The organism is Mycetohabitans sp. B8, from assembly GCF_021991875.1.
In the GTDB taxonomy this organism is placed as follows: Bacteria; Pseudomonadota; Gammaproteobacteria; order Burkholderiales; family Burkholderiaceae; genus Mycetohabitans.
Genome location: NZ_JAHLKR010000016.1, coordinates 47,480 through 67,811, shown reverse-complemented (window position 1 = coordinate 67,811; position 20,332 = coordinate 47,480). Strand labels below are relative to the sequence as shown.

19 protein-coding genes, 3 tRNA genes and 2 pseudogenes are annotated in these 20,332 nt (G+C 60.4%); 8 read left to right on the top strand and 16 right to left on the bottom strand.

Going from position 1 to position 20,332, the window contains the following annotated elements:
• The first annotated feature begins 65 nt into the window (after positions 1-65).
• On the top strand, positions 66-1,445 hold the full coding sequence (locus KQH60_RS06345; protein ID WP_237575673.1) for an MATE family efflux transporter: 1,380 nt from the start codon (positions 66-68) through the stop codon (positions 1,443-1,445).
• Between the two features lie 97 nt (positions 1,446-1,542).
• Here KQH60_RS06345 and KQH60_RS06340 read toward each other — a convergent pair.
• The 8 genes and pseudogenes from KQH60_RS06340 to KQH60_RS06305 form a co-directional block, all read right to left on the bottom strand.
• Positions 1,543-1,619, bottom strand: a tRNA-Asp gene (locus KQH60_RS06340).
• Positions 1,620-1,692: 73 nt separating this feature from the next.
• Positions 1,693-1,768: transfer RNA gene (locus KQH60_RS06335), tRNA-Glu, on the bottom strand.
• Between the two features lie 581 nt (positions 1,769-2,349).
• Positions 2,350-2,697, bottom strand: a complete 348-nt coding sequence (locus KQH60_RS06330; RefSeq protein WP_237575672.1) for a zeta toxin family protein — start codon at positions 2,695-2,697, stop codon at positions 2,350-2,352.
• A gap of 15 nt (positions 2,698-2,712) precedes the next feature.
• Positions 2,713-2,979: a hypothetical protein gene (locus KQH60_RS06325; RefSeq protein ID WP_237575671.1), complete on the bottom strand. Its 267-nt coding sequence runs from the start codon at positions 2,977-2,979 to the stop codon at positions 2,713-2,715.
• Positions 2,980-3,155: 176 nt separating this feature from the next.
• Complete coding sequence (locus KQH60_RS06320) at positions 3,156-3,236, bottom strand: PIN domain-containing protein (protein ID WP_237576071.1); 81 nt, start codon at positions 3,234-3,236, stop codon at positions 3,156-3,158.
• Positions 3,237-4,464: 1,228 nt separating this feature from the next.
• Positions 4,465-4,869 carry a type II toxin-antitoxin system VapC family toxin gene (locus KQH60_RS06315; protein ID WP_237575670.1) on the bottom strand — a complete coding sequence of 135 codons (405 nt, stop codon included), beginning with the start codon at positions 4,867-4,869 and terminating at the stop codon, positions 4,465-4,467.
• Entirely contained in the window at positions 4,866-5,138 is a 273-nt protein-coding gene (locus tag KQH60_RS06310; protein WP_237575669.1) for an antitoxin, read from the bottom strand. The genes KQH60_RS06315 and KQH60_RS06310 overlap by 4 nt, the downstream gene beginning before the upstream one ends.
• A gap of 99 nt (positions 5,139-5,237) precedes the next feature.
• Positions 5,238-5,738: pseudogene (locus KQH60_RS06305) on the bottom strand (IS3 family transposase); the annotation flags it as partial.
• An 83-nt stretch (positions 5,739-5,821) separates the two neighbouring features.
• Here KQH60_RS06305 and KQH60_RS06300 point away from each other — a divergent pair.
• Positions 5,822-6,074: pseudogene (locus KQH60_RS06300) on the top strand (transposase); the annotation flags it as partial.
• 74 nt (positions 6,075-6,148) lie between these two features.
• On the opposite strand, the gene KQH60_RS06295 reads toward KQH60_RS06300, so the two are convergent.
• Together KQH60_RS06295 and gltX are read right to left on the bottom strand one after the other, a co-directional pair.
• Positions 6,149-6,224 (bottom strand) — tRNA-Ala (locus KQH60_RS06295).
• 72 nt (positions 6,225-6,296) lie between these two features.
• Entirely contained in the window at positions 6,297-7,697 is a 1,401-nt protein-coding gene (gene gltX / locus KQH60_RS06290) for a glutamate--tRNA ligase (protein ID WP_237575668.1), read from the bottom strand.
• A 215-nt stretch (positions 7,698-7,912) separates the two neighbouring features.
• Here gltX and KQH60_RS06285 point away from each other — a divergent pair, with 215 nt between their 5' ends.
• Positions 7,913-8,821 (top strand): patatin-like phospholipase family protein, encoded by a 909-nt coding sequence (locus tag KQH60_RS06285; protein WP_237575667.1) that lies wholly within the window; start codon positions 7,913-7,915, stop codon positions 8,819-8,821.
• A 43-nt stretch (positions 8,822-8,864) separates the two neighbouring features.
• Here KQH60_RS06285 and KQH60_RS06280 read toward each other — a convergent pair whose 3' ends face one another.
• The 5 genes from KQH60_RS06280 to KQH60_RS06260 all read right to left on the bottom strand — a co-directional run bounded on the left by KQH60_RS06280 (position 8,865) and on the right by KQH60_RS06260 (position 15,466).
• Positions 8,865-9,551 (bottom strand): C40 family peptidase, encoded by a 687-nt coding sequence (locus KQH60_RS06280; RefSeq protein WP_237575666.1) that lies wholly within the window; start codon positions 9,549-9,551, stop codon positions 8,865-8,867.
• Positions 9,552-9,667: 116 nt separating this feature from the next.
• Positions 9,668-11,350, bottom strand: a complete 1,683-nt coding sequence (locus KQH60_RS06275; protein WP_237575665.1) for an ABC transporter ATP-binding protein — start codon at positions 11,348-11,350, stop codon at positions 9,668-9,670.
• Between the two features lie 72 nt (positions 11,351-11,422).
• A complete protein-coding gene (locus KQH60_RS06270) occupies positions 11,423-12,496 on the bottom strand; it encodes an ABC transporter permease (protein ID WP_237576070.1) in 1,074 nt (357 codons plus the stop codon).
• A 46-nt stretch (positions 12,497-12,542) separates the two neighbouring features.
• Positions 12,543-13,583 carry a microcin C ABC transporter permease YejB gene (locus KQH60_RS06265; protein ID WP_237575664.1) on the bottom strand — a complete coding sequence of 347 codons (1,041 nt, stop codon included), beginning with the start codon at positions 13,581-13,583 and terminating at the stop codon, positions 12,543-12,545.
• 5 nt (positions 13,584-13,588) lie between these two features.
• Entirely contained in the window at positions 13,589-15,466 is a 1,878-nt protein-coding gene (locus tag KQH60_RS06260; RefSeq protein WP_237575663.1) for an extracellular solute-binding protein, read from the bottom strand.
• 133 nt (positions 15,467-15,599) lie between these two features.
• On the opposite strand from KQH60_RS06260, the gene fabI reads away from it, so the two are divergent.
• Complete coding sequence (fabI, locus tag KQH60_RS06255) at positions 15,600-16,391, top strand: enoyl-ACP reductase FabI (protein ID WP_237575662.1); 792 nt, start codon at positions 15,600-15,602, stop codon at positions 16,389-16,391.
• Between the two features lie 186 nt (positions 16,392-16,577).
• On the opposite strand, the gene KQH60_RS06250 is transcribed toward fabI, so the two are convergent.
• Positions 16,578-17,519, bottom strand: coding sequence for a LysR family transcriptional regulator (locus tag KQH60_RS06250; protein WP_237575661.1), 942 nt, complete (start codon positions 17,517-17,519; stop codon positions 16,578-16,580).
• Positions 17,520-17,645: 126 nt separating this feature from the next.
• Here KQH60_RS06250 and KQH60_RS06245 point away from each other — a divergent pair, with 126 nt between their 5' ends.
• The 4 genes from KQH60_RS06245 to hemP all read left to right on the top strand — a co-directional run bounded on the left by KQH60_RS06245 (position 17,646) and on the right by hemP (position 20,054).
• The gene (locus KQH60_RS06245) at positions 17,646-18,563 is read left to right on the top strand and encodes a pirin family protein (protein WP_237575660.1); all 918 of its coding nucleotides are present in this window, start codon (positions 17,646-17,648) and stop codon (positions 18,561-18,563) included.
• Positions 18,564-18,721: 158 nt separating this feature from the next.
• Entirely contained in the window at positions 18,722-19,123 is a 402-nt protein-coding gene (locus KQH60_RS06240) for an OsmC family protein (protein ID WP_237575659.1), read from the top strand.
• A gap of 65 nt (positions 19,124-19,188) precedes the next feature.
• Positions 19,189-19,674, top strand: a complete 486-nt coding sequence (locus KQH60_RS06235) for an SRPBCC family protein (RefSeq protein ID WP_237575658.1) — start codon at positions 19,189-19,191, stop codon at positions 19,672-19,674.
• 107 nt (positions 19,675-19,781) lie between these two features.
• Positions 19,782-20,054, top strand: a complete 273-nt coding sequence (hemP, locus tag KQH60_RS06230) for a hemin uptake protein HemP (RefSeq protein ID WP_237575657.1) — start codon at positions 19,782-19,784, stop codon at positions 20,052-20,054.
• The last annotated feature ends 278 nt before the right edge of the window (positions 20,055-20,332 follow it).

The following is a 20,332-nucleotide window of genomic DNA, read 5'->3' as shown; positions in this document are numbered from 1 at the left end:
GGCCATATAGGCTGCCGGGCGCCACCGGCCGACAGCCGCGCTTGCCGCTCAACCCACCGCCCGACATGCTAACCGACGCCCGCCAAATTATTTCCCTCGCCTGGCCCGTACTAATTGGCCAGTTGGCGATCATCGCGTTCGGCGTCACCGATACTGTAATGGTCGGGCGGTATTGCGCAACGGAACTGGCGGCTCTCGGACTCGGCTTCTCAATCTACATTTCAGTCTATGTCGGTCTGACCGGTATCCTGGTCGCGCTGCAGCCCATCACGGCGCAATTGTTCGGCGCGCACCGCCACGCGCAAATCGGCGAAGCAGTGCGGCAATCGGCCTGGCTCGCCATTGCGCTGGCGCTACTCGGCTGGCTGCTGCTGTACTTCCCGGCGCCGCTGCTGCGCATCGCCGACGTGCCGCCAGCGCTCAATGAGCGCACGCTCGCCTACCTGCGTATCCTGTCGTTCGGACTGCCTGCCAGCCTGCTGTTCCGTATCTTCAGTTCACTGTCGAATGCGGTCGCGCAACCGCGGCCGGTGATGACGATTCAGCTCGGCGGATTGGCGTTGAAAGTACCGCTCAATGCCCTGCTGATCCACGGCGCGTTCGGCCTGCCGGCGTTGGGCGGTGCAGGCGCCGCCCTCGCCAGCTCGATCATCAATTGGCTATCGGCCCTCGCCGGCATCGTGCTACTGCTACGCGTCGACTTCTATCGCCAGTTTGCAGTATTCGCACAATACTCGTGGCCTCACTGGCGACAACAATTGGCGTTGCTCAAGCTTGGCGTCCCGATGGGCCTGTCCTACCTAATTGAAGTCACATCCTACACATTCATGGCGCTGTTCATCGCGCGTTTCGGCACCACGACGCTCGCTGGACACCAGATCACCGGCAATGTCAGTGCAGTGCTGTACATGACACCGTTGTCGATCGGCATCGCGACGTCCACGCTAGTTGCACAACGGCTCGGTGCACGCGAACTCACCGCCGCACGCACCCTGTCCGCAAATGGGATCAAGTTGGCTGCGGGCATCGCGCTACTGTACGCCACAGTCATCATCGCGATGAGACCGTGGCTGATCGCCGCCTATACGCCCGACCCAGACGTGATCGCCGCCGCCATGCCGCTGGTGACGATCGTCGCAGGCTACCACCTGTTCGACGCGCTGCAGATCACCACTGCGTTCGTGCTGCGTGCGTACCGGGTCGCCGTGGTCCCGACGATGATCTACGCCGTCGCGCTATGGGGCGTCGGACTGGGCGGTGGATACATCGTGGGCTTCGACCCACTACATTGGATGCCCGCGGCGCTGACCGGCGCGCGCGGCTTCTGGTACGCTAATACGCTGAGCCTCGCGCTGGCAGCGGCCGGGCTGCTGGTCTATTGGTCAAGCCTAAGCAAAAGGACACACGCACAGGCGTCGCTCAATCCAGAAGCGGGCCACAGTTAAATGCGGCAGGCCCGAATGCGCATGATTCGCCACATCATGCCAGCGACGCCTGGCAATACGGAATAAAAAAGCCCGCTTATGCGGGCTTTTTTAACTTTGGCGGAGTGGACGGGACTCGAACCCGCGACCCCCGGCGTGACAGGCCGGTATTCTAACCAACTGAACTACCACTCCAATTCGACATCTCAGTATGCAAGCGTCGGTTACCCTTGCATACTGCGCACACCTTTCGTGCGCACTTGATATCTGGCGTCCCCTAGGGGATTCGAACCCCTGTACTCACCGTGAAAGGGTGATGTCCTAGGCCTCTAGACGAAGGGGACATAATCTTTTCAGATTCTGTCTCGCTGCTTTGTTTAACAGCTCAAGAAAGAACGATATTATAACGACGTTTCTTCCGTTTGTGAAGTTTTTTTGATCCGTTTTTTTCGTTTCAACGAAGACTTCACTCATTTCCGCCAAAACGTCACAACGTGTTCGATTTGGAACAACGCTGCTTTCGTCATCAGCAGAGACCGAGATTATACGCAGACCGGTCCCGGGTCGGCAAGCACTTTTCCGTTTTTGTCAGCGAATGCGAGAGGTCCGTGCCTGCGATGCGAGCGCGAATACTCAGATTTGCACGCCGACAACTGCCGGCCGCCCGGTCAGTACACTGCACTGCGCATCGCGCCACAAGCTCGTGGCCGGAAGTGGCGTCGCCATCCTATTGTGCCGCGCTCCGTCGGTCCGATGGCATTTAACCAAGGCAACGAAACGTCTCGATCGTATAGCTCCACGTTAAAGTAGCTGCCCCGAGCATAGGCGGCTATGCAATCAAGGCGAGCGGCCCGCTCGTCGCCGAGGTCCACGAGGCGCATGGTCAGCGCCGCAGCGGCGCACGCCCAGCGGTAATCCCCCGTTTTTACGGAACTAGGTTGCGCCGATTCTCAGCGGCCACAACGATCAGCCGGGTTGCCCATTCACCTGCTTCTTTGTGCGTGCGATCAGCTGCGTGCTGCGGATCTTCATGCGATAGCTGCTTGTAGCGGGGATTTCGCTCCCGCATCCGGTCTGCATCGATGAGCACAGCGCCGCCGCTGCTACGTAGCTCGCGGATCGCTTCAGCGGCCAGCACAGACTTGCCAGATCCCGGCTGGCCGCCCAGCATGATCGCCTTAGGTTGTTCCTGGGCCCGGGTTCTTGCCAAGGCATTGCGCTCTACGTCCTTGTAGGCGCTTTCCACCGTGTACTTAAACGTTTCGCCGGGCATCGTTTTCTTCCGTTCTCAGTAACCGTACAGTTCGCGGGCCTGCGGGGCGTACTGCTGGATAACGCGCTCGATAGCCTCGGGCTCCCTTGGGTCAAGTTCGTCGCGCAATGATGTGTCTAACGCATCCATTTCCTGCAAGGCGCACTCAATAACCGCCTCGTCGGGCACCGGCTTGTCGCGCTCGGCCGCAACGGCCTCAGAATGATGTGCAATAATAGCGCCCAACACGTCCAGCGCCACCTCGTAGCGAACGCCGGTACGGCTGAATAGTTGCTCGGTCATACTTGAAGCTCTAACAATAGTACCTGAAGCTGATTCAGGCTGTGGTGGACATGGGTCTGAAACCGGGTCGTGCGGCCGAACGGCTGGGCCTGAGCGTGCGTCAGATTGAGCAGCTCATAGTCCGATATCGTAAGTCGAGCGCACCTCCCGTTGGCTATTCTCACGCTCCATAGGATCTAATTCAAATAGAATTGGATTCGATTTGTCGTCCAAGTCGCCACCCCCGTCCCGAAGAAATCCGCATCCTCCGTCCACACTTTATGTGAACCTGCAGGTGACAATGACGATCAAGCCGGTATCGCATTACTCGGATAATCGGCATGGATTTTTCCTTCTTCCAACGCCTGTTGCCCGCTCCCGGTATGCGTATTGTCGGGTGGGAGATGATCGGCCATCGGCTCATCTCAGCTGAGTAGAGCTTGCGCGAGTCGAGATTGAGACCAGCGTTGAAGATACTAAGGGCACCACCGCCCTTGCTTACACGGTAATTGCCCAACGCCTCATTAATTTGCTGTTGCGTTGCCCCGCCTTGCTTCATCGAGTCAGCAATTCGCTTCTCTTCGCGCGGGTCTATACTGTCACCGGTGGCAGCGGCGCGGACACCACTGCTGCTCCGGCTGCCACCGCCGGCACTCAGATTCATGCCCAGCGCGTCTTGAGCGCCGGCCTGCATGTTAAAGTTCGACCCCTCTCGGAAATCCTTGCCCAGAGTTTGGCCGGTCGTGTGCTGGCCACCGTAGTCGCCCTGCTCCGTCGTGCTAGTCTGAACACCGTGTTGCTAGTAAATGCCGCGCGTGCTGTCGTGGCCCTTGGCGTCGGTCAGGTTAGATACGTCGCTGTAACGGTAGGCCAGCTGGTCGCCAGAAGAAGTGATGTCGGTTCGGTGAGCCTCTTGATTGCGCGAATACTCAAATTAAGTCACGGTGGACCTCGCGTTCATGGTTGGTGGCTCTACGACTTACACAAGTGCGATAAACGGGGTTCAGCCAGCCCCGTGTGCGTTGATCGCGGCCAGTGGTGCCATGGTGACGGAATAGCGGCGCTTCTATTCGCGGTGCTCGCCTCGGCCTTATCGACGCCGTGGCTATGGCTTTTCATGTACGTTTGACTCGTCAGCTCGGCGCTGTCGATTTCTCCGCTGCACTCGGACGGCCGCAAGGTCGTTAGCACTCTTTTCTTGGCGTTCAATCGCCGCTTTATTCAGTAAAGGAGCCCGTCTAATGCTACTGCTTTTGAGAGTGGGTATCGTTGCCGTTGCGGCTGGATGGATGCTCGCGCTTGCGCGACCGGAAGTCCCGTGAAGCCATCATGTGATGTTCGGCGTTGTCGCTGCGGTGCTCATATTGTTTGTTCGCAAGATCAAGCGTGCTGGCGGTAAAAGCCGTCGCGACACAAAACCGCTGGACGACGACTGAAAGCGGTCAAACTACAGCCCAAAGTCGTTTCGGCACAATCGGTAAACGACGGCGACTCTGGCGCCCTAGCCTATCGTTCTAACCAGTTTTCCACCGCCAGTCCGCGAATGCGGGCGAACTCTTTTATATTGTCGGTCACGAGTATCAGCCCCAATGCATAAGCGTGAGCGCCGATCAAGAGATCGTTAGCGCCTATAAGTTGACCGGCCGACTCTAACTCAGCACGGATGGCACCATATTCTGTGTCGACAGGGGCGTCCAGCGGCAATACAGGGATTGTTGCGAGGACGCTCTCTACCTTGCCAAGCAACTTTGGGGAACCTTTCTTAGCGCATCCGTAGCGCAGTTCCGCGGCAACAATGATACTCGTGCATATCGTCTTTGGATCGATTTGTTCGATACGACTCGCAACTTGTCCAAACGGATTTCGGATTATGTCGCTGATGATGTTTGTGTCCAACAGATAGCCGCTCAAAATATATCCTCCGGACGAGCGGGCATATCTTCAATTTCCGGAAATTGATCAGCGGGTCCAAGCGGCGGCTCCTGTCTCCACACGGCCAATAATTCAATAATGTTCATGGGAGTCTTCACCGGCTCGATGATAAGTTTGTCGCCCTCGCGATGAATCAGAACCCGATCACCCGGCAGTTCAAACTCAACCGGGATTCGCACCGCTTGGCTGCGGTTGTTGCGAAACAACTTGGCTTCCTTCGACCGTGTTGATGACATCGGAATTGGCATGATAAACCTCCTGTATATACAAATAGTATATGCCAAAACCGTGTCCGTCAAGGTCGCAGTCGCGCAAAAGGGGAGGTGCGGCTAAAACCTTGGAATGGTTTATGCCACAAGTCCGAGGCTCTTCCGGTATTCGAGTGGACTGAGTGTGCCAAGCGAGACCTTGATTCGCTTGGCGTTATACCAGCGGATGTAAGAGTTGACTACCTTAATGAACTGCTCAATACTTGTAGCCCGCCAGTGCCGAGAATAAAACAGTTCCGTTTTCAGCCGCCCGAAGAAGCCTTCGCAAGCCGCATTGCCGGGAGAGCAACCTTTGCGCGACATTGAACGAATCAGCCTGGCGTCACGCATCCGCGAGAGCCAGCCGGGCCAGCGATAGTGGGCGCCGCGATTGGAGTGGACGATAGGCTGGGCGTTACTATTTGCCACCGTCTCGATGGCCGCATCCAGCATGGTATTCACAAGCTCGGCTTCCGGACGCGCGCTGATTGACCCATTGACAACGAGCCCATCGAAGCAGTCGATCACAAGCGATCGGTACACTTTGCCGGCTGGAACTTGGAACTCTGTAATGTCGGTAAGCCATTTCTCATTCGGCGCTGCTACCTGGAAGAACAGTGAGCAAGAAGAGCAAGAACCCCAAGGCACCGAAGCTGTTCCCCGATGAGCTGATCGACCAACTGCTGAGGCAGGTACAGAACAAGGATGCCGAGGCAATTCTGGGCGAATCGGGTTTAGCGGGGCAACTGAAGAAGCAACTGGCCCAGCGCATGCTTGCATGCCGAACTGACGCGCCACCTGGAGAAGGAAGCAGAGCAAGGCAAGAGCGGCAATCACCGCAACGGCACAAGCGGCAAGACGGTGATCACGCCCAATGGCGAGTTAAAGCTTGATATTCCACGTGACCGGCAGGCCACGTTCGAGCCGCAAATGATAAGGACCGTAAAATTAAAAAAGCTTTGATTTCTCAAAGCTTTTCGGGCTACTTCGGTCTTCTGTAGACTATGTTTTGGTGGAGGTAAGCGGGATCGAACCGCTGACCTCTTGCATGCCATGCAAGCGCTCTCCCAGCTGAGCTATACCCCCGACAGAGAAAGAGATTCTAGGGACAAACCGACCGTTTGTAAAGTCCTCTGAAACAAAATTTCGTCGCCCGGTTCAAGACAGCGCCGCCCGCAGCCGCTCGAGCACCGTCTCGCGGCCGAACAGGTGCAACACCGCATCGATCGATGGCGTATGCGTCGTCCCGGCCACCAGCAGACGTACTGGCATCGCCAACTGAGGCATCTTCAGCTTGTGGGCTGCCAGCACCGCCTTCAACGCCGCCCCGATCGCCTCCTTCGTCCAGTCGATCCCCGCAAGGGCTTCGATGAACTCGACAAGCGCGGGACGCACAGCATCCGTCAGATGTCGCTCAAGCTCCTGCGCTGCCGGCGTCGGCATTCGGTAAAACATCACCGCGCTCTCGGCGATCTCCTTCACGGTGTTCGCACGGTCCTTAAACAGCGCGACGACGCCGTCCAGTGGCACCCCCTGCGCCGCATCGACCCCAAGCGCGGCAAGCATCGGCAACGCGAGTGACGCCAACCGCGCGTTGTCAGCTTCCTTCAGATAATGGTTGTTTAGCCACTTCAGCTTATTGGCGTCGTACTGTGCCGGCGACTTGCCCAGGTGCTCAAGATCAAACCATTCGACGAACTGCTCGCGCGAGAAGATTTCCGCATCGCCGTGCGCCCAACCAAGCCGAGCAAGATAATTCAACACCGCCTCGGGCAGATAGCCCTCATCGCGATACCCCGTCACGCTCATCGCACCATTGCGCTTGCTCATCTTCTCGCCTTGCTCGTTGAGCACCGTGGGTAAATGCGCATACACAGGGGGCGTGCCACCCAGCGCACGTAGGATGTTGATCTGGCGCGGCGTGTTGTTCACATGGTCATCGCCACGGATCACGTGCGTGATCGCCATGTCTAGGTCGTCAACGACCACGCAGAAGTTATACGTGGGCGTGCCGTCGGGCCGCGCGATGACCAGGTCGTCAAGCTCGTCGTTCGAAATCTCGATGCGCCCCTTGACCGCGTCGTCCCATACCACCGTGCCGCTCAACGGATTCTTAAAGCGCACGACGGGCTGCACGCCGGCGGGCGGCGTCGGCAGCACCTTGTCTGGTTCGGGCCGCCAGGTGCCGTCATAGCGCGGCTTCAAGCCTGCCTCACGCTGCCGTTCACGCAGTGCATCCAGTTCCTCGGTCGACATGTAGCACGGATACGCGAGGCCCTGATCGAGCAGTTGCTTGATCACGTCGCGATAGCGGTCCATCCGCTGCATCTGGTAGTACGGCCCTTCGTCGAAATCAAGCCCGAGCCAGTGCATTCCATCGAGGATCGCCTGCGTGGCTGCCTCGCTCGAGCGCTCGACGTCAGTATCCTCGATGCGCAGAATGAACGTGCCGTGATGTTTGCGGGCGAACGCCCACGGATAGAGCGCGGAGCGAATGTTGCCAAGATGAATGAAGCCGGTCGGGCTCGGCGCGAAGCGGGTACGTACGGAGGTGGTCATTGCAAATCGGATGGTTCGAGGCTAGGGCCCGCGGACCGGGCAAGCCGTCATTATACCGATGCGATCGCGACGCCCCGGGCGATATCGGGACACGCCCCGGGCGATGTTGGGGCAATGTGCCTAGTCAGGGCAATACGCCTATAATGCGCGCGGGGCGCCGTCGTTGCCGTGTCGCGGCAACACCGAACTGCGCGCCCATCGTGCTGGAGATTTCGTTGAAGCTGTCCGCTGTTTCGCTCGCCCGCCGCCGCTTGCTCGGCATCGCGACGGCCGTGCTCCTTGCCGCATGCACCGGCCTGAAAACCCGTCCCGATATAGCCGCCCCCACGCCGGCCCGCCCGCTGAAGATCGGGCTGGCGCTCGGCGGAGGCGCGGCGCGTGGTTTCGCCCACATCGGTGTCATCAAAGCGCTCGAGGCGCGCGGCATCGATGCCGATATTGTTGTCGGCACCAGCGCCGGCTCAGTCATCGCGGCCTTGTATGCGTCCGGCATGACCGGCCTGCAAATGAACAAGCTTGCGTTGACGATGGACGAGGCGGCGATCAGCGACTGGGCGCTGCCCTTGCGCTCACGCGGGTTCCTCAAGGGCATCGCACTGCAGAACTATGTCAACACTACACTGAACAACCGGCCGATCGAAAAAATGTCCCGCCCGCTGGGCATCGTGGCAACCGACCTGAAAAGCGGTCAGCCGATCCTATTCCAGCGGGGCAATACCGGCATCGCGGTACGTGCTTCGTGCAGCGTGCCGTCGATATTCGAGCCAGTCCGGATTGGCGATCGCGAATATGTCGACGGTGGCCTGGTCAGCCCGGTGCCGGCCGCGTTCGCCCGCAAGATGGGGGCCGATTTGGTGATCGCCGTCGATATCTCGCAGCGCCCGGAAAACGGTCTGACACGCAGCTCGTTCGACGTGCTAATGCAGACCTTTACGATTATGGGACAGTCGATTAAAGCCTACGAACTCGATAAATATGCCGATATCGTGGTCCATCCCAACCTCGCCGCGATGAGCGGCAGCGATTTCGGCCAGCGCAACGCGGCGATTCTCGCCGGAGAAGAAGCCGTTCATCGGATCTTTCCGCAATTGCAGCAAAAGCTGGCGCGGACCCGCTCGCAGTAATGCATAGACATGCGCCATTCGGCCGGCGCGCGGCCGGAAGCGTTCAGTCCGATGCCGATGCGCTGACGCGTTGCCGCAACGCGTCGCCCTTCGCCGGATACGCGGAGTCAAGCCGGCGCGCGCCGGTAAACCGCTTCTCCCAATACCCGCCATCCAGTTCATCGACGCGGATCGTACTGCCGGTCGACGGCGAATGCACAAACTTGTTGTCGCCGATATAGATGCCCACGTGCGAGAACGTGCGACGCATTGTGTTGAAGAACACCAAGTCGCCCGGCTTCAATTCGCTCATCTTGACCTTCTCGCCGACGCGGCTCATTTCCTCCGCGCGACGCGGCAGCGTCAGCCCGAGCGTGTCCTGAAACACGTAACGGACGAAGCCGCTGCAATCGAGACCCGAATTGGGCGAATCGCCCCCCCACCGATAACGCACCCCGATCATGTTGAGTGCGCCGACGACCACGTCGCCGGCCTTGGTGGCCATGCCGGAAAGAAACGCATGGGTGTTCGACGAAAAAGTCTGGCTTGCGTCTTGCTGGGAAGCCTGGGCACCGCGCTGCGCCGTGCCGTTTTGTGCCGCCAGCGGCTGGAAATCCGGCCCCCTGTTGGCGTTAGGCTTCCGACTGCCTGTTTCGTCGGCGTACGCCCCACTTACTCCAGCCATCAGCGCGCCGAGGAGCACGCTAGCAACAATTCGAGCGCAAGTTTGCTTCAGATTGATATGCTGCATCGGGTCGGTAGTATTTTCTGGGATGCCCCGAAAAATCAGGGGGATGCGGAAAAGTTTGGACGATACTAACCAGTGTTTATTACGCTGTCAAAGAAAATAGACAATTTCAATTATTCTCATATGTTCATTAGTTCCCGCTCGTCCGACTCTAAATCAAACTTGGCAGCTTTCAATAACTTGCGGGTGTAAGGATGAGTCGGCGCATGCAGCAGCGCCTCGGGGGGCGCGGTTTCGACGATCACACCGCTCTGGATGACGACGACTCGGTGCGCAATCGCCGCGATAACCTCCAGATCGTGTGAGATAAATACATAGCCGAGGTTGTACTTTTGTTGCAACCGTGACAGCAAATGCAGCACTTGCTGCTGAATCGACACGTCAAGCGCACTGGTTGGCTCATCCAGCACCAGGACCTGCGGCTCGACGATTAGCGCGCGTGCAATGGCGATCCGCTGACGCTGCCCACCGGAAAATTCGTGCGGAAAGCGTAACAATGCGGTGCGATCGATACCGACCTCACGCAGTGTGGCGATCACCTTCGCGCGCCGTGCGGCCTCGTCCAGGTCCGGCGCATGCAGCGCAAGTCCTTCGCCGACGATTTGCTCAACCGTCTGGTGCGGCGAAAGCGAACTGAATGGATCCTGAAAGACGACCTGGATCTGCGCACACAACGCGCGGCGCTGGCGTCCACGGAACGAGTCCAGCGGCCGGCCGCGGAACTCGATCGTGCCAGCATCGGTGTGCTGCAGGCCGAGCAACGCCATCGCCAACGTCGATTTTCCGGAGCCGGATTCGCCCACCACGCCCAGCGTCTCGCCTTGACGCACGGCGACACTGGCGCCCTCTAGCGCCACGAAGCGGCGCGGTGCGAACCACTCGGCGAGAGTGCGACGCCGCTTTGGAAACGACACGCGAATGTCGCGCGCCTCTAGCAGCACCGGGGAGATCGGCAGCACCGGCAGGATGTTGCGCACTGGCCGACTCGCCAGCAACCGTTGCGTGTACGGATGCTGCGGCGCGGAGAAAATTGGCTCGACAGCGCCCGCCTCCACGAGTCTGCCCTGCTCCATGACCGCGACGCGCTGCGCGAAGCGTCGCACCAGGTTCAGGTCATGGGTGATCAGTAGCACCGCCATGCCGTGGGGATGGATATCGCTTGCCTGCTGCAACTCGAGCAGCAACTCCACGATCTGGCCACGGATTGTCACATCCAGTGCCGTGGTCGGCTCATCCGCGAGTAGCAACTGAGGCCGGCATGCGAGCGCCATCGCAATCATTGCCCGTTGCCGCTGGCCACCGGAGAGCTGGTGCGGGTAATCGTCCACCCGCCGAGGCGCGTCGTCGATGCCGGTTCGGGCGAGCAACGCAATCGCTCGGCGCCGCGCCTGGCGCGCGTCCACGCCGTCATGCCATTGGATCGATTCGATGATTTGCTTGCCGATCGTATACAACGGATTGAGCGCGCTCATCGGCTCTTGAAAAATCATCGCGATCTGGGCACCGCGCACACCGCGCATGCGTCTTTCGCTCAACGTGAGCAGATCTTCGCCAGCGAAACGGATGGCGCCGTCCAGTTGCGCGTCGCGCAGCAGACGCAGGATAGACAGCGCGGTCACGGTCTTGCCCGATCCGGATTCGCCGACCAACGCGACCCGTTCCCCCCGGCCAATGGCCAGGCTCAGGTCATGAACGGCGATCGACTCGCCGAAACGCACCTGCAAGTGCTCGATCGACAGCAGCGGCTGCGACTGAACCGACGGAACGGCCCCATCGCCTGTCGGCGGGAATGCTTGCGTCATTGTGATCGTAGGTTTCGTTTTATTAGGCGGCTACCCGGGCGGCACGACGGCGTGGCGTCGGCGGGCACCACGTCACTGTCCGCCCGCCACGCCCAGCGCATCGGCCAGCCGGGTATCGAGCGCATTACGCAACGCATCACCCATGAACGTGAGCAGCATCAGCGTCAGCACCAGAACACCGAACGTCGACATGGATATCCACCATGCGTCCAGGTTCGCCTTGCCTTGCGCAAGCAACTCACCGAGGCTGGGCGTGGGTGGCGGCACCCCAAGGCCGAGGAAGTCCAGGCTCGTCAACGCCAAGATCGACGCGCTCATGCGGAACGGCAGGAACGTGATGACCGGCGTCATGCTGTTGGGCATCACGTGCCGGCGGATGATTTGCCAGTGCGACAGCCCCATCGCGCGCGCCGCCTTCACATAGTCGAGCGTGCGATTGCGCAGGAACTCGGCGCGCACGTAGGCGGCCAGCCCCATCCATCCGAACAGTGACAGCAGTACCAGCAGCAGCGTAAGGCTGGGCTCGAAAATCGACGCGAAGATGATCAGCAAATACAGCTCCGGCAACGAACCCCAAATCTCGGTTAACCGCTGCCCCGCCAAATCGACGCGTCCGCCGAAGTACCCCTGCAGCGCTCCAATGATGATGCCCAGCAGTGTACCAATCGCCGTCAGCGCCAGCCCGAACGATACTGACACAGCAAAGCCGTACAGCAGGCGCGCAAACACATCCCGCCCTTGACCGTCGGTCCCGAGCCAGTTCTCGCGCGACGGCGGCGCGGGATTGGGCACGAGCGAAAAATAATTCAGCGTATCGTACGAGTAATGGTTCAGTGGATAGAGGGCGAAATGACCTGGTTGCTCGAAGCGTGTCCGAATATACGGGTCGAGATAATCGGTCGGGGTAGGAAATTGCCCGCCAAACGTAGTCTCCGGATACGTCTGAAACAACGGAAAATACAGTGCATGCTGATAGCGCACGATCAGCGGCCGGTCGTTCGACACGAAGAAGCCGCACAGGCTAAATGCATACAGCGCGACAAAGACAACCCAACTCCAATAGCCGATGCGGTTGCGCTTGAAGCGGCGCCACAGCCGCTGGTACGGCGACGGCGACACGAGCGCCGGCACGACGCCACGCGCTATCGCATCCGAGCCGGCCCCGTGGCCAGACTTTGTACGCAATCTCACGTCAACGCTCCAGATTGTCAAATTGGATCCTTGGGTCGACCAGCACGTAGCACAGGTCGGAAATCAGCTGCGTGATGAGCCCGATCAGGGTAAAGAGATACAGCGTGCCGAGCACCACCGGGTAGTCGCGCCGTAGCACCGATTCATAGGAAAGCAACCCCAGGCCATCGAGCGAAAACAGCGTCTCAATCAACAAGCTGCCGGTAAAGAAGGCGCCGATGAATGCCGCGGGAAAGCCAACGACGAGCGGCAGCATCGCGGTGCGCAGCACGTGCGTGAAGAGCACGCGGCGCTCGGGCAGGCCCTTGGCGCGCGCCGTCAGCACGTACTGGCGACGGATCTGGTCAAGAAAAGCGTTCTTGGTCAACATCGTGACCACCGCAAAACTGCCGACCACCGACGCGGTCACCGGCAGCGCGATATGCCACAGGTAGTCGGCGATCTTGCCCAGCATGCTAAGTTGCGACCAGTTGTCCGATGTCAGCCCGCGCAACGGAAACAGTTGCAAGAACGTGCCGCCACCGAACAACACCAGCAGTAGCACACCGAGCACGAAGCCGGGAATCGCGTAGCCAACCAGCACGACGATGCTGGTCCACACATCAAAGCGCGAACCGTTGCGCACTGCCTTGGCGATGCCCAGCGGCACCGATATCAGATAGGTCAACAAGAACGTCCATAGCCCGATGCTGATCGACACCGGCAGCTTGGAGACCACCAGCGACCAGACGCTCTGATGCCGAAAGTAGCTGTCACCGAGATCGAATCGCGCATAACGCGACAGCATCAACATGTAGCGCTCCAGAGGCGGCTTGTCGAAACCATACAGCGTCTTCAATTGCGCGATCTGTTGCGCGTCGACGCCGGCGTAGGCCCTCATGCCGAACGGCGCGCCGCCCTGCTCCTGCCCCTTGCGCAACTCGCGCGCGGCCTGCTCGACCGGGCCGCCGGGCACGAACTGGATCACGACAAAGGTCAGCGTCAATACGCCGAACAGCGTCGGGATCAACAACAACAGGCGCTTCAGGATGTAGCTCCACATGCCGGTCAGTGTGCGTCATTCGAGGATGGGCGCTCCTGCGGCGCCTGCCACCACAGCGCGCGCACCCATTCTTCGGCGGTGTAGTAAGGTGGCCCAATCCGGGGATACGCCAGCGTGCGGCGATAGGCGATCCGGTGCACCGAACTGTACCATTGCGGCACCACGTAATAGCCGTGCAACAGCACGCGGTCCAGCGCGCGACTTGCCGCCACCAGCTCGTCCATCGTGCGCGCGGCCAGCAGCGCGTGCACGATGGCATCGACCGCAGGCGATTTCAGGCCGAACAAGTTGTCCGAGCCCGGCTCGTCCGCCGCATGGCTGCCAAAACGCGCCAGTTGCTCCGAGCCCGGCACTGCGACATCCGGATACCGCAACGCGGTCATGTCAAAATCGAATGCGTCCAGCCGCTTCTGCAACACCGCATAGTCCAGCTGCCGGTACGCGACCCGGATGCCAAGCTTTTGCAGATTGCGAATATACGGCGCCGCGACCTGCGCCATGCCGCCGCCCGAATCGTCGATAATTTCGAATTCAAACGGCGTTCCGTCGCATGCGCGTAATGCACCGTCGCGGTATGTCCATCCCGCCTGCGCGAGCAGTTCACGCGCCTGAAGCAGATTGGCCCGTAGCGAGTGGGGCGGCGGCGCGGTGACCGGCTGCGCCGGCAAAGGCCCGAACACGGCCGGATCGAGTTGCGCGCGCAACGGCGCGAGGATGGCCAGCTCGGACGCATCCGGTTTGGCGCGCGCGGCCAGCACGCCATTGGCAAAATAACTGTTCAATCGGGTGTACTGTCCATAAAACAGTTGCCGGTTCAGCCATTCGAAGTCGAGCGCCAAATTGAGAGCGTGCCGCACTCGCACATCTCGGAACAGCGCGCGTCGCGTGTTGACCACGAAACCCTGCATGCCCGCACTGTTGTGGTGGCGAAACTCGCGCTTGACCAACTCACCGCTGCGGAACCGCTTGCCGACATAGCCGCGCACCCATTGGCGGGCAATGTACTCGACGTTCACATCAAATTCTCCGGCCTTGAAGGCTTCGAGCTTGGCAACGTTATCCGCATAGAGCTTGTATGTGATCTGCTCGAAGTTGTACATGCCGCGCCGCACCGGCAACCCGGCTGCCCAATAGTGCGGGTCCCGCTTTAACGTGATGGTGCGGCCATTGTCGTAGCGCTCAATCAGGTACGGGCCGCTGGCGATCGGCGGCTCGAACACCAGTTGGTCGAATGGAATACGCGAGCCGTCCGCGCGCAGTCCCCACTTACGCGAGAACACGGGCACACTACCGGCCAGCAGCGGCAATTCCCGATTCGGACGCTTGAACTCGAACCGGACCGTCGCGGCGTCGACCACCACCGCGCGCGTGATATCGCCGAACACTGACGCAAACTGCGGCGCAGCCAACGGGCTCTTGAGCGTATCGAACGAATACTTGACATCCTCCGCCTGCACCGGGTCGCCATTCGAGAAGCGCGCCTTTGGATTCAGATGGAACGTCGCGCACAGCCGATCCGGCGCAATTTGCACGTCATCAGCAAGCAGGCCGTAGGCTGACGCCAACTCGTCCGCGCTGCCGGTCATCAGCGTCTCGAACATCAGGTCGATGCCGGGCGCGACGTTGCCACGTAGCGTGAATGGATTGAACTTGTCAAAACTCGTGAGCCGGTTTGGGTTGGCCAGCGTCAGCGTACCGCCCTTCGGGGCGTCGGGATTGACGTAGTCAAAGTGCGGAAAATCCCGCGCGTACTTCGGCTCGCCATATTGTGCGATTGCATCGGCACCCTGCGCGGCGGGCGCAGCCAGTCCAAAGGTGACTAGCAAAGCGGCGATGAAACAAAGTCGCAATCGATGACGGAGCCATCGCGGGCCAGGTGTCATGGGAACGGTCCAGGGTTGCGCTGTGCGACAATTCTATAGAAAATCGGGCGCCGCACCGGCATCGGCACTTTGCGCCGTTGCGCAACATGCCGCCGACGGCCCGATCGGCATACGACTGACATAGGGAGTATTCATGGGTTTTCTGGCTGGCAAACGCATCCTCATCACGGGTCTGCTGTCGAACCGCTCAATCGCGTACGGTATCGCGCAGGCCGCGCACCGCGAAGGCGCCGAGCTCGCGTTCACCTACGTGGACGAACGCTTCAAGGAACGCATCACCGAGTTCGCCGCCGGGTTCGGCAGCGAGTTGGTTTTGCCTTGCGATGTGGCCAACGACGCACAGATCAACGCGCTGTTTGCGTCGCTGAAGCAGCATTGGGACAGCCTAGACGGGCTCGTGCACTCCATCGGCTTCGCGCCGCGCGAGGCGATCGCGGGCGATTTCCTGGACGGCCTGTCGCGCGAAGGGTTCCGCATCGCGCATGATATTTCTGCCTACAGCTTCCCGGCCATGGCCAAGGCTGCCGCGCCAATGCTGGCGGACACTGCGTCGTTGCTGACGTTGACGTACCTGGGCGCCGAGCGCGTGGTACCGCACTACAACACGATGGGACTTGCCAAAGCCTCGCTGGAAGCCAGCGTGCGCTACATGGCGGCCTCACTCGGGCCGCGTGGCGTACGCGTCAACGGTATCTCGGCGGGTCCAATCAAGACGCTGGCGGCCAGCGGCATCAAGGACTTCGGCAAGATCCTGCAATTCGTCGAGCATAACGCGCCGCTGCGCCGGAATGTGACCATCGAGGAGGTCGGCAACGTGGCCGCGTTCCTGCTCTCAGAGCTGTCCTCCGGGATCACCGCCGAGATCACCTATGTCGACAGCGGCTTCAACGCGGTGGCCGGTGGGTTGCCCAGCGCAGGCGAATGAGCTGAGTCGCGCGAACCGGGCGCGTGGCGCCTGGGCACCCGGCGAAACAAAGGCCGCCGGGTCCTTGAGCCGCGTGCCAAGCCGGGCGCACCCGCCTAATACCGGGTCCACAAACCAGCGCGACATGAAGCGGCCGCGGCCGTACGCCAGCCTGCCTCAGCGGCAATAACCGCGATCGCTTGCTGATCAAAGCTTGACGGTGCTTGAAGGCGGCGTCCCCGTGCCTTTCTCAATCATTTCGACCAGGAAATCGATGAACGCGCGCACCGCCGGCAGCAATCCCTGCCGGGATAGGAATACCGCGTACAACTGCGGCGGCGGCAATGTCCAGCCAGGCATCACCGGCGACAATTGCCCAGCGTTCATCGCCGCCTGGTAAATATTATCCGGCAGTACCGCAATACCCACACCGGCCAATACCGCCTGGTGGATCATCAGCAAGTCAGCGGTCACTAGCCGCGGTTCATGCTCGTAGTCGTGACGCGTGCCATCCGGCGCAATCAGCTTGAACATGTACCGGCCATCGGCACTGGGCACCGACAGCGTCGCATAGCGCGCCAGGTCAGCGGGCACCATCGGCGGATGGTTCGCGTCCAGCAGGCTCGGCGAGCCGACCAGCATCTGCTCCCTGCGCCATAACGGCCGCACGACGATATTCGAGTTCGTGTGCGGCTCCGAGCGCACCCGCAGCGCGACATCGATCTCGTCCTCGAACAGGTCGATCACACGGTTCGTGACATGCATCGCCACTTTCACGTCTGGGTAGCGGCGCAGGAACTCCGGCATCCAATGCGCCAGCATCGTTTGGGAGACAGTCATCGGCACGCTGACACGCACCGTGCCGCGCGGTGTCGAGCCGAGCTGGTGAACCGCATCCAGCGCGGCCCGCGCTTCGCCGAGCATCGCCACACAATGCCGATGGAACAGTGCACCCGCCTCAGTCAGCGCGAGCTTGCGCGTCGAGCGCTGCAATAACCGCACCCCGAGCGCCGCCTCCAGATCAGACAGCCGCCGTGACAAACGCGATTTGGAAATACCCAGTGCGCGCTCAGCAGCTGAAAAACCGCCATATTCGACTACCTGCGAAAAATACAGCAGGTCGTTCAGATCATGATGACTTAGGTTCACGTTGTCGTTCCATCAGTAGAACAATTTGTTGCAGTATATGCCGCTGGCAGCCAATAACGCCGTATCTATAATCATCTCATGTTGCATAGATGATGCAAATAACCCAATTGAATCACGGAGGTTCTGATGATCGGTCATCGCAGCCACACTATCGCGGCGGCACGCTCGCAAGACGTGAGAGCCCGCGCAGTCCAGCAAGTAGTTCCCGCGCAGCGCACCGTGGAGGGTGCGGGATTTGTCGTACACCGGCCGTTCCCGACGCGGACGCTGACGGACTTCGATCCGTTCTTGCTGCTCGATGAGATGGGCCCGGTTGACTACGCGCCGGGCCAGGCCGTCGGCGCACCCGCGCACCCCCATCGCGGCTTTGAGACGGTCACGTATATGCTGGAAGGCGAGTTCGCTCATCGGGACTCTGCAGGCCACGCCGGCACACTCGGCCCGGGCGACGTCCAGTGGATGACGGCCGGCGTCGGCGTGGTCCATAGCGAAATGCCAGCTGCTTCGCTGCTCGAGCACGGCGGCCGCTCGCATGGCTTCCAGTTGTGGATCAATTTGCCGCGCCGCGACAAAATGATGGCACCTCGCTACCAGGAACTGCCCAGCGCGCACATTCCGGTTGCACGCACGCCGGACGGGCGCATCGACGTCAAAGTGATCGCCGGGAAGGCACTCGGGGTAAGCGCCGCGATTCAGACGCGCACCCCGATCCTGTTCCAGCATTTCCGGATGCAGCCCGGAGCAACCCTGGTACATCCGGTACCGGATGGCTTTCGCGTGTTCGCCTATGCGCTTGACGATGGCGGCCGCTATGGCGCCCAACAGACGGCGACCGACGCACGGCAGATGGTGGTGTTTGACAACGTCGGCGATACGATCACGATCAGCGCCACCGACCAGCCACTGCAATTTCTGCTGATCGGCGGCGTGCCGCTCAATGAACCTGTCGTGCGCTATGGCCCGTTCGTCATGAACACCGAGGACGAGATCCGCCAAGCCGTTGCGGACTACCGCGGCGGCAAGTTTGGACACATCACTGCCTGAATGATGGGCGGCGAGCGCCCTGCGGCACAATCCACGCATGGCGGCCAAGACGTGATGACGGCGCAGCGCACGCATGCATGCGCCAGTCGTCTCGGTCACAATAATTGCTCAGTGACCGTTGCTCGACCCACTTTGGCCCACTTGGAGGACTGACGACAATGAAAGAAGCGAATGTCACCGCGCACATCGACCATCACGCGTATCGAGTCCTACTCAACGATGGCACCCATAGCTGGCTGGCGGACGAGCCGGCGTCAGCCGGCGGCGGCGAGCGTGGACCTACGCCCATGTCGCTGCTGCTGTCCAGCCTGGGCGCGTGCACGTTGATCACGTTGAAGATGTATGCGCAGCGCAAGCAATGGCCCCTGGCTGATGTCGATGTTTCGCTCGATATCGAGAAGAACGACGACGGATCCACTATCCGCCGCACGATCGTGCTGCACGGCGAGTTGGATGACGAGCAGCAGGAACGCTTGTTGCAGATCGCCAATGCGTGCCCGATCCATAAGCTGTTGACGCATCCGATCACTATTCAGAGTGGACTGGCGGCGGCCGCGTAAATTGGCGTCGATTCGCGCTATCATCGCAGCATACCGCGCCTTGCTTGTTGAAGGACACCACGGCTTTGAACTTCGAACACCTGATCCAGGTCAACGACCCGCTGAACCCATTGACCGCTACGCTGACCCACGACGAACTGTGGGCTGGTCTCGTGCTGCGCGCTGAACAGCCGCAGTTGTTCGTGCTCGGCCTAGACAGTTGCACGATCCTGTCGCGCCACGGCGATACGATGGAGCGCGAGCTGCACTATGGGCCGGCCACCGTGCATGATCGCGTGACGTTCAGCCCCGGGCATCAGGTCCGGTATGACATTGAGGCGACCGACGCCCATGTCGGCGGATCGCTGACGATGACGATCGAGCAGCCTGACCCGTTGCAGTTGTTCGTGCGCTTCGAGTACTGCACCACGCTGCCAAGCGCCGTGCAAGGTTCCGACGACGAGCAAATGACAGAAATCGTCAAGTCGGCCTATCGCGAGGCAGATCTCGATACTGTACGACTGATCCGCGAATACGCGAGCAACGGCCGGCTGTCTACACACGTGCATTGACCCGCGGCATGGGCTATCGACTTGCTACGGCGATCAACAGATGCAATTGCAAATAATAATAATTATCATTTAAACTCGTCGTCAACAATCAACACATCACATCTTTGATGACGACCGCAAACCGCTCTCCCAGCACCCTGTACCTGCCTTCGGGGACGACAACCCGCCCAATGCACAGTTCCACTGCGCAGCCCGGAGGCCGGCGTGCCGCACCGGCGCTCACCACGCCGGCCCCACAGCCGCTGGGCACAGCCTATGCCGCGCATGCGCTGCAAAGCGACGACTTGCTGCAAGGTCGCACGCACGTGAGCATTCTGCATAACGGTGAAACGTATCAGCTGCGCGCAACGCGGCTGGGCAAGCTGATCCTGACCAAATGACCGGCATGCTGCCCGGCAAATACTCGGCAGCATGCTCCAACTGTGTATTGTGGGGACCACCTCGATCCGAGGTGTTTGGCACTAGCCAGCCTTGACGGCCTCATCGCGAGACTAGACCCCTTCGCGCCTGACAAGCCTGCCGCCATAGCCAGCAAAGCCGTTTTTTCGCGAAATTCTTCGTCCAATCTCGAACCCTAATCTCAGCGCCGACTCAGGCTTCATCACAAGGTAAGCTCAGACCTTATTGAGCCACCGCAGTCCGGCCCTCAAGGACAACC

What these genes read in the sequence shown, in the direction of transcription:
- KQH60_RS06345 (WP_237575673.1), top strand. Translation starts at nt 66, where the DNA reads ATGCTAACCGACGCCCGCCAAATTATTTCCCTCGCCTGGCCCGTACTA.
- KQH60_RS06330 (WP_237575672.1), bottom strand. Translation starts at nt 2,697, where the DNA reads ATGCCCGGCGAAACGTTTAAGTACACGGTGGAAAGCGCCTACAAGGAC.
- KQH60_RS06325 (WP_237575671.1), bottom strand. Translation starts at nt 2,979, where the DNA reads ATGACCGAGCAACTATTCAGCCGTACCGGCGTTCGCTACGAGGTGGCG.
- KQH60_RS06310 (WP_237575669.1), bottom strand. Translation starts at nt 5,138, where the DNA reads ATGCCAATTCCGATGTCATCAACACGGTCGAAGGAAGCCAAGTTGTTT.
- gltX (WP_237575668.1), bottom strand. Translation starts at nt 7,697, where the DNA reads ATGACCACCTCCGTACGTACCCGCTTCGCGCCGAGCCCGACCGGCTTC.
- KQH60_RS06280 (WP_237575666.1), bottom strand. Translation starts at nt 9,551, where the DNA reads ATGCAGCATATCAATCTGAAGCAAACTTGCGCTCGAATTGTTGCTAGC.
- KQH60_RS06275 (WP_237575665.1), bottom strand. Translation starts at nt 11,350, where the DNA reads ATGACGCAAGCATTCCCGCCGACAGGCGATGGGGCCGTTCCGTCGGTT.
- KQH60_RS06265 (WP_237575664.1), bottom strand. Translation starts at nt 13,583, where the DNA reads ATGTGGAGCTACATCCTGAAGCGCCTGTTGTTGTTGATCCCGACGCTG.
- KQH60_RS06260 (WP_237575663.1), bottom strand. Translation starts at nt 15,466, where the DNA reads ATGACACCTGGCCCGCGATGGCTCCGTCATCGATTGCGACTTTGTTTC.
- fabI (WP_237575662.1), top strand. Translation starts at nt 15,600, where the DNA reads ATGGGTTTTCTGGCTGGCAAACGCATCCTCATCACGGGTCTGCTGTCG.
- KQH60_RS06245 (WP_237575660.1), top strand. Translation starts at nt 17,646, where the DNA reads ATGATCGGTCATCGCAGCCACACTATCGCGGCGGCACGCTCGCAAGAC.
- KQH60_RS06240 (WP_237575659.1), top strand. Translation starts at nt 18,722, where the DNA reads ATGAAAGAAGCGAATGTCACCGCGCACATCGACCATCACGCGTATCGA.
- hemP (WP_237575657.1), top strand. Translation starts at nt 19,782, where the DNA reads ATGACGACCGCAAACCGCTCTCCCAGCACCCTGTACCTGCCTTCGGGG.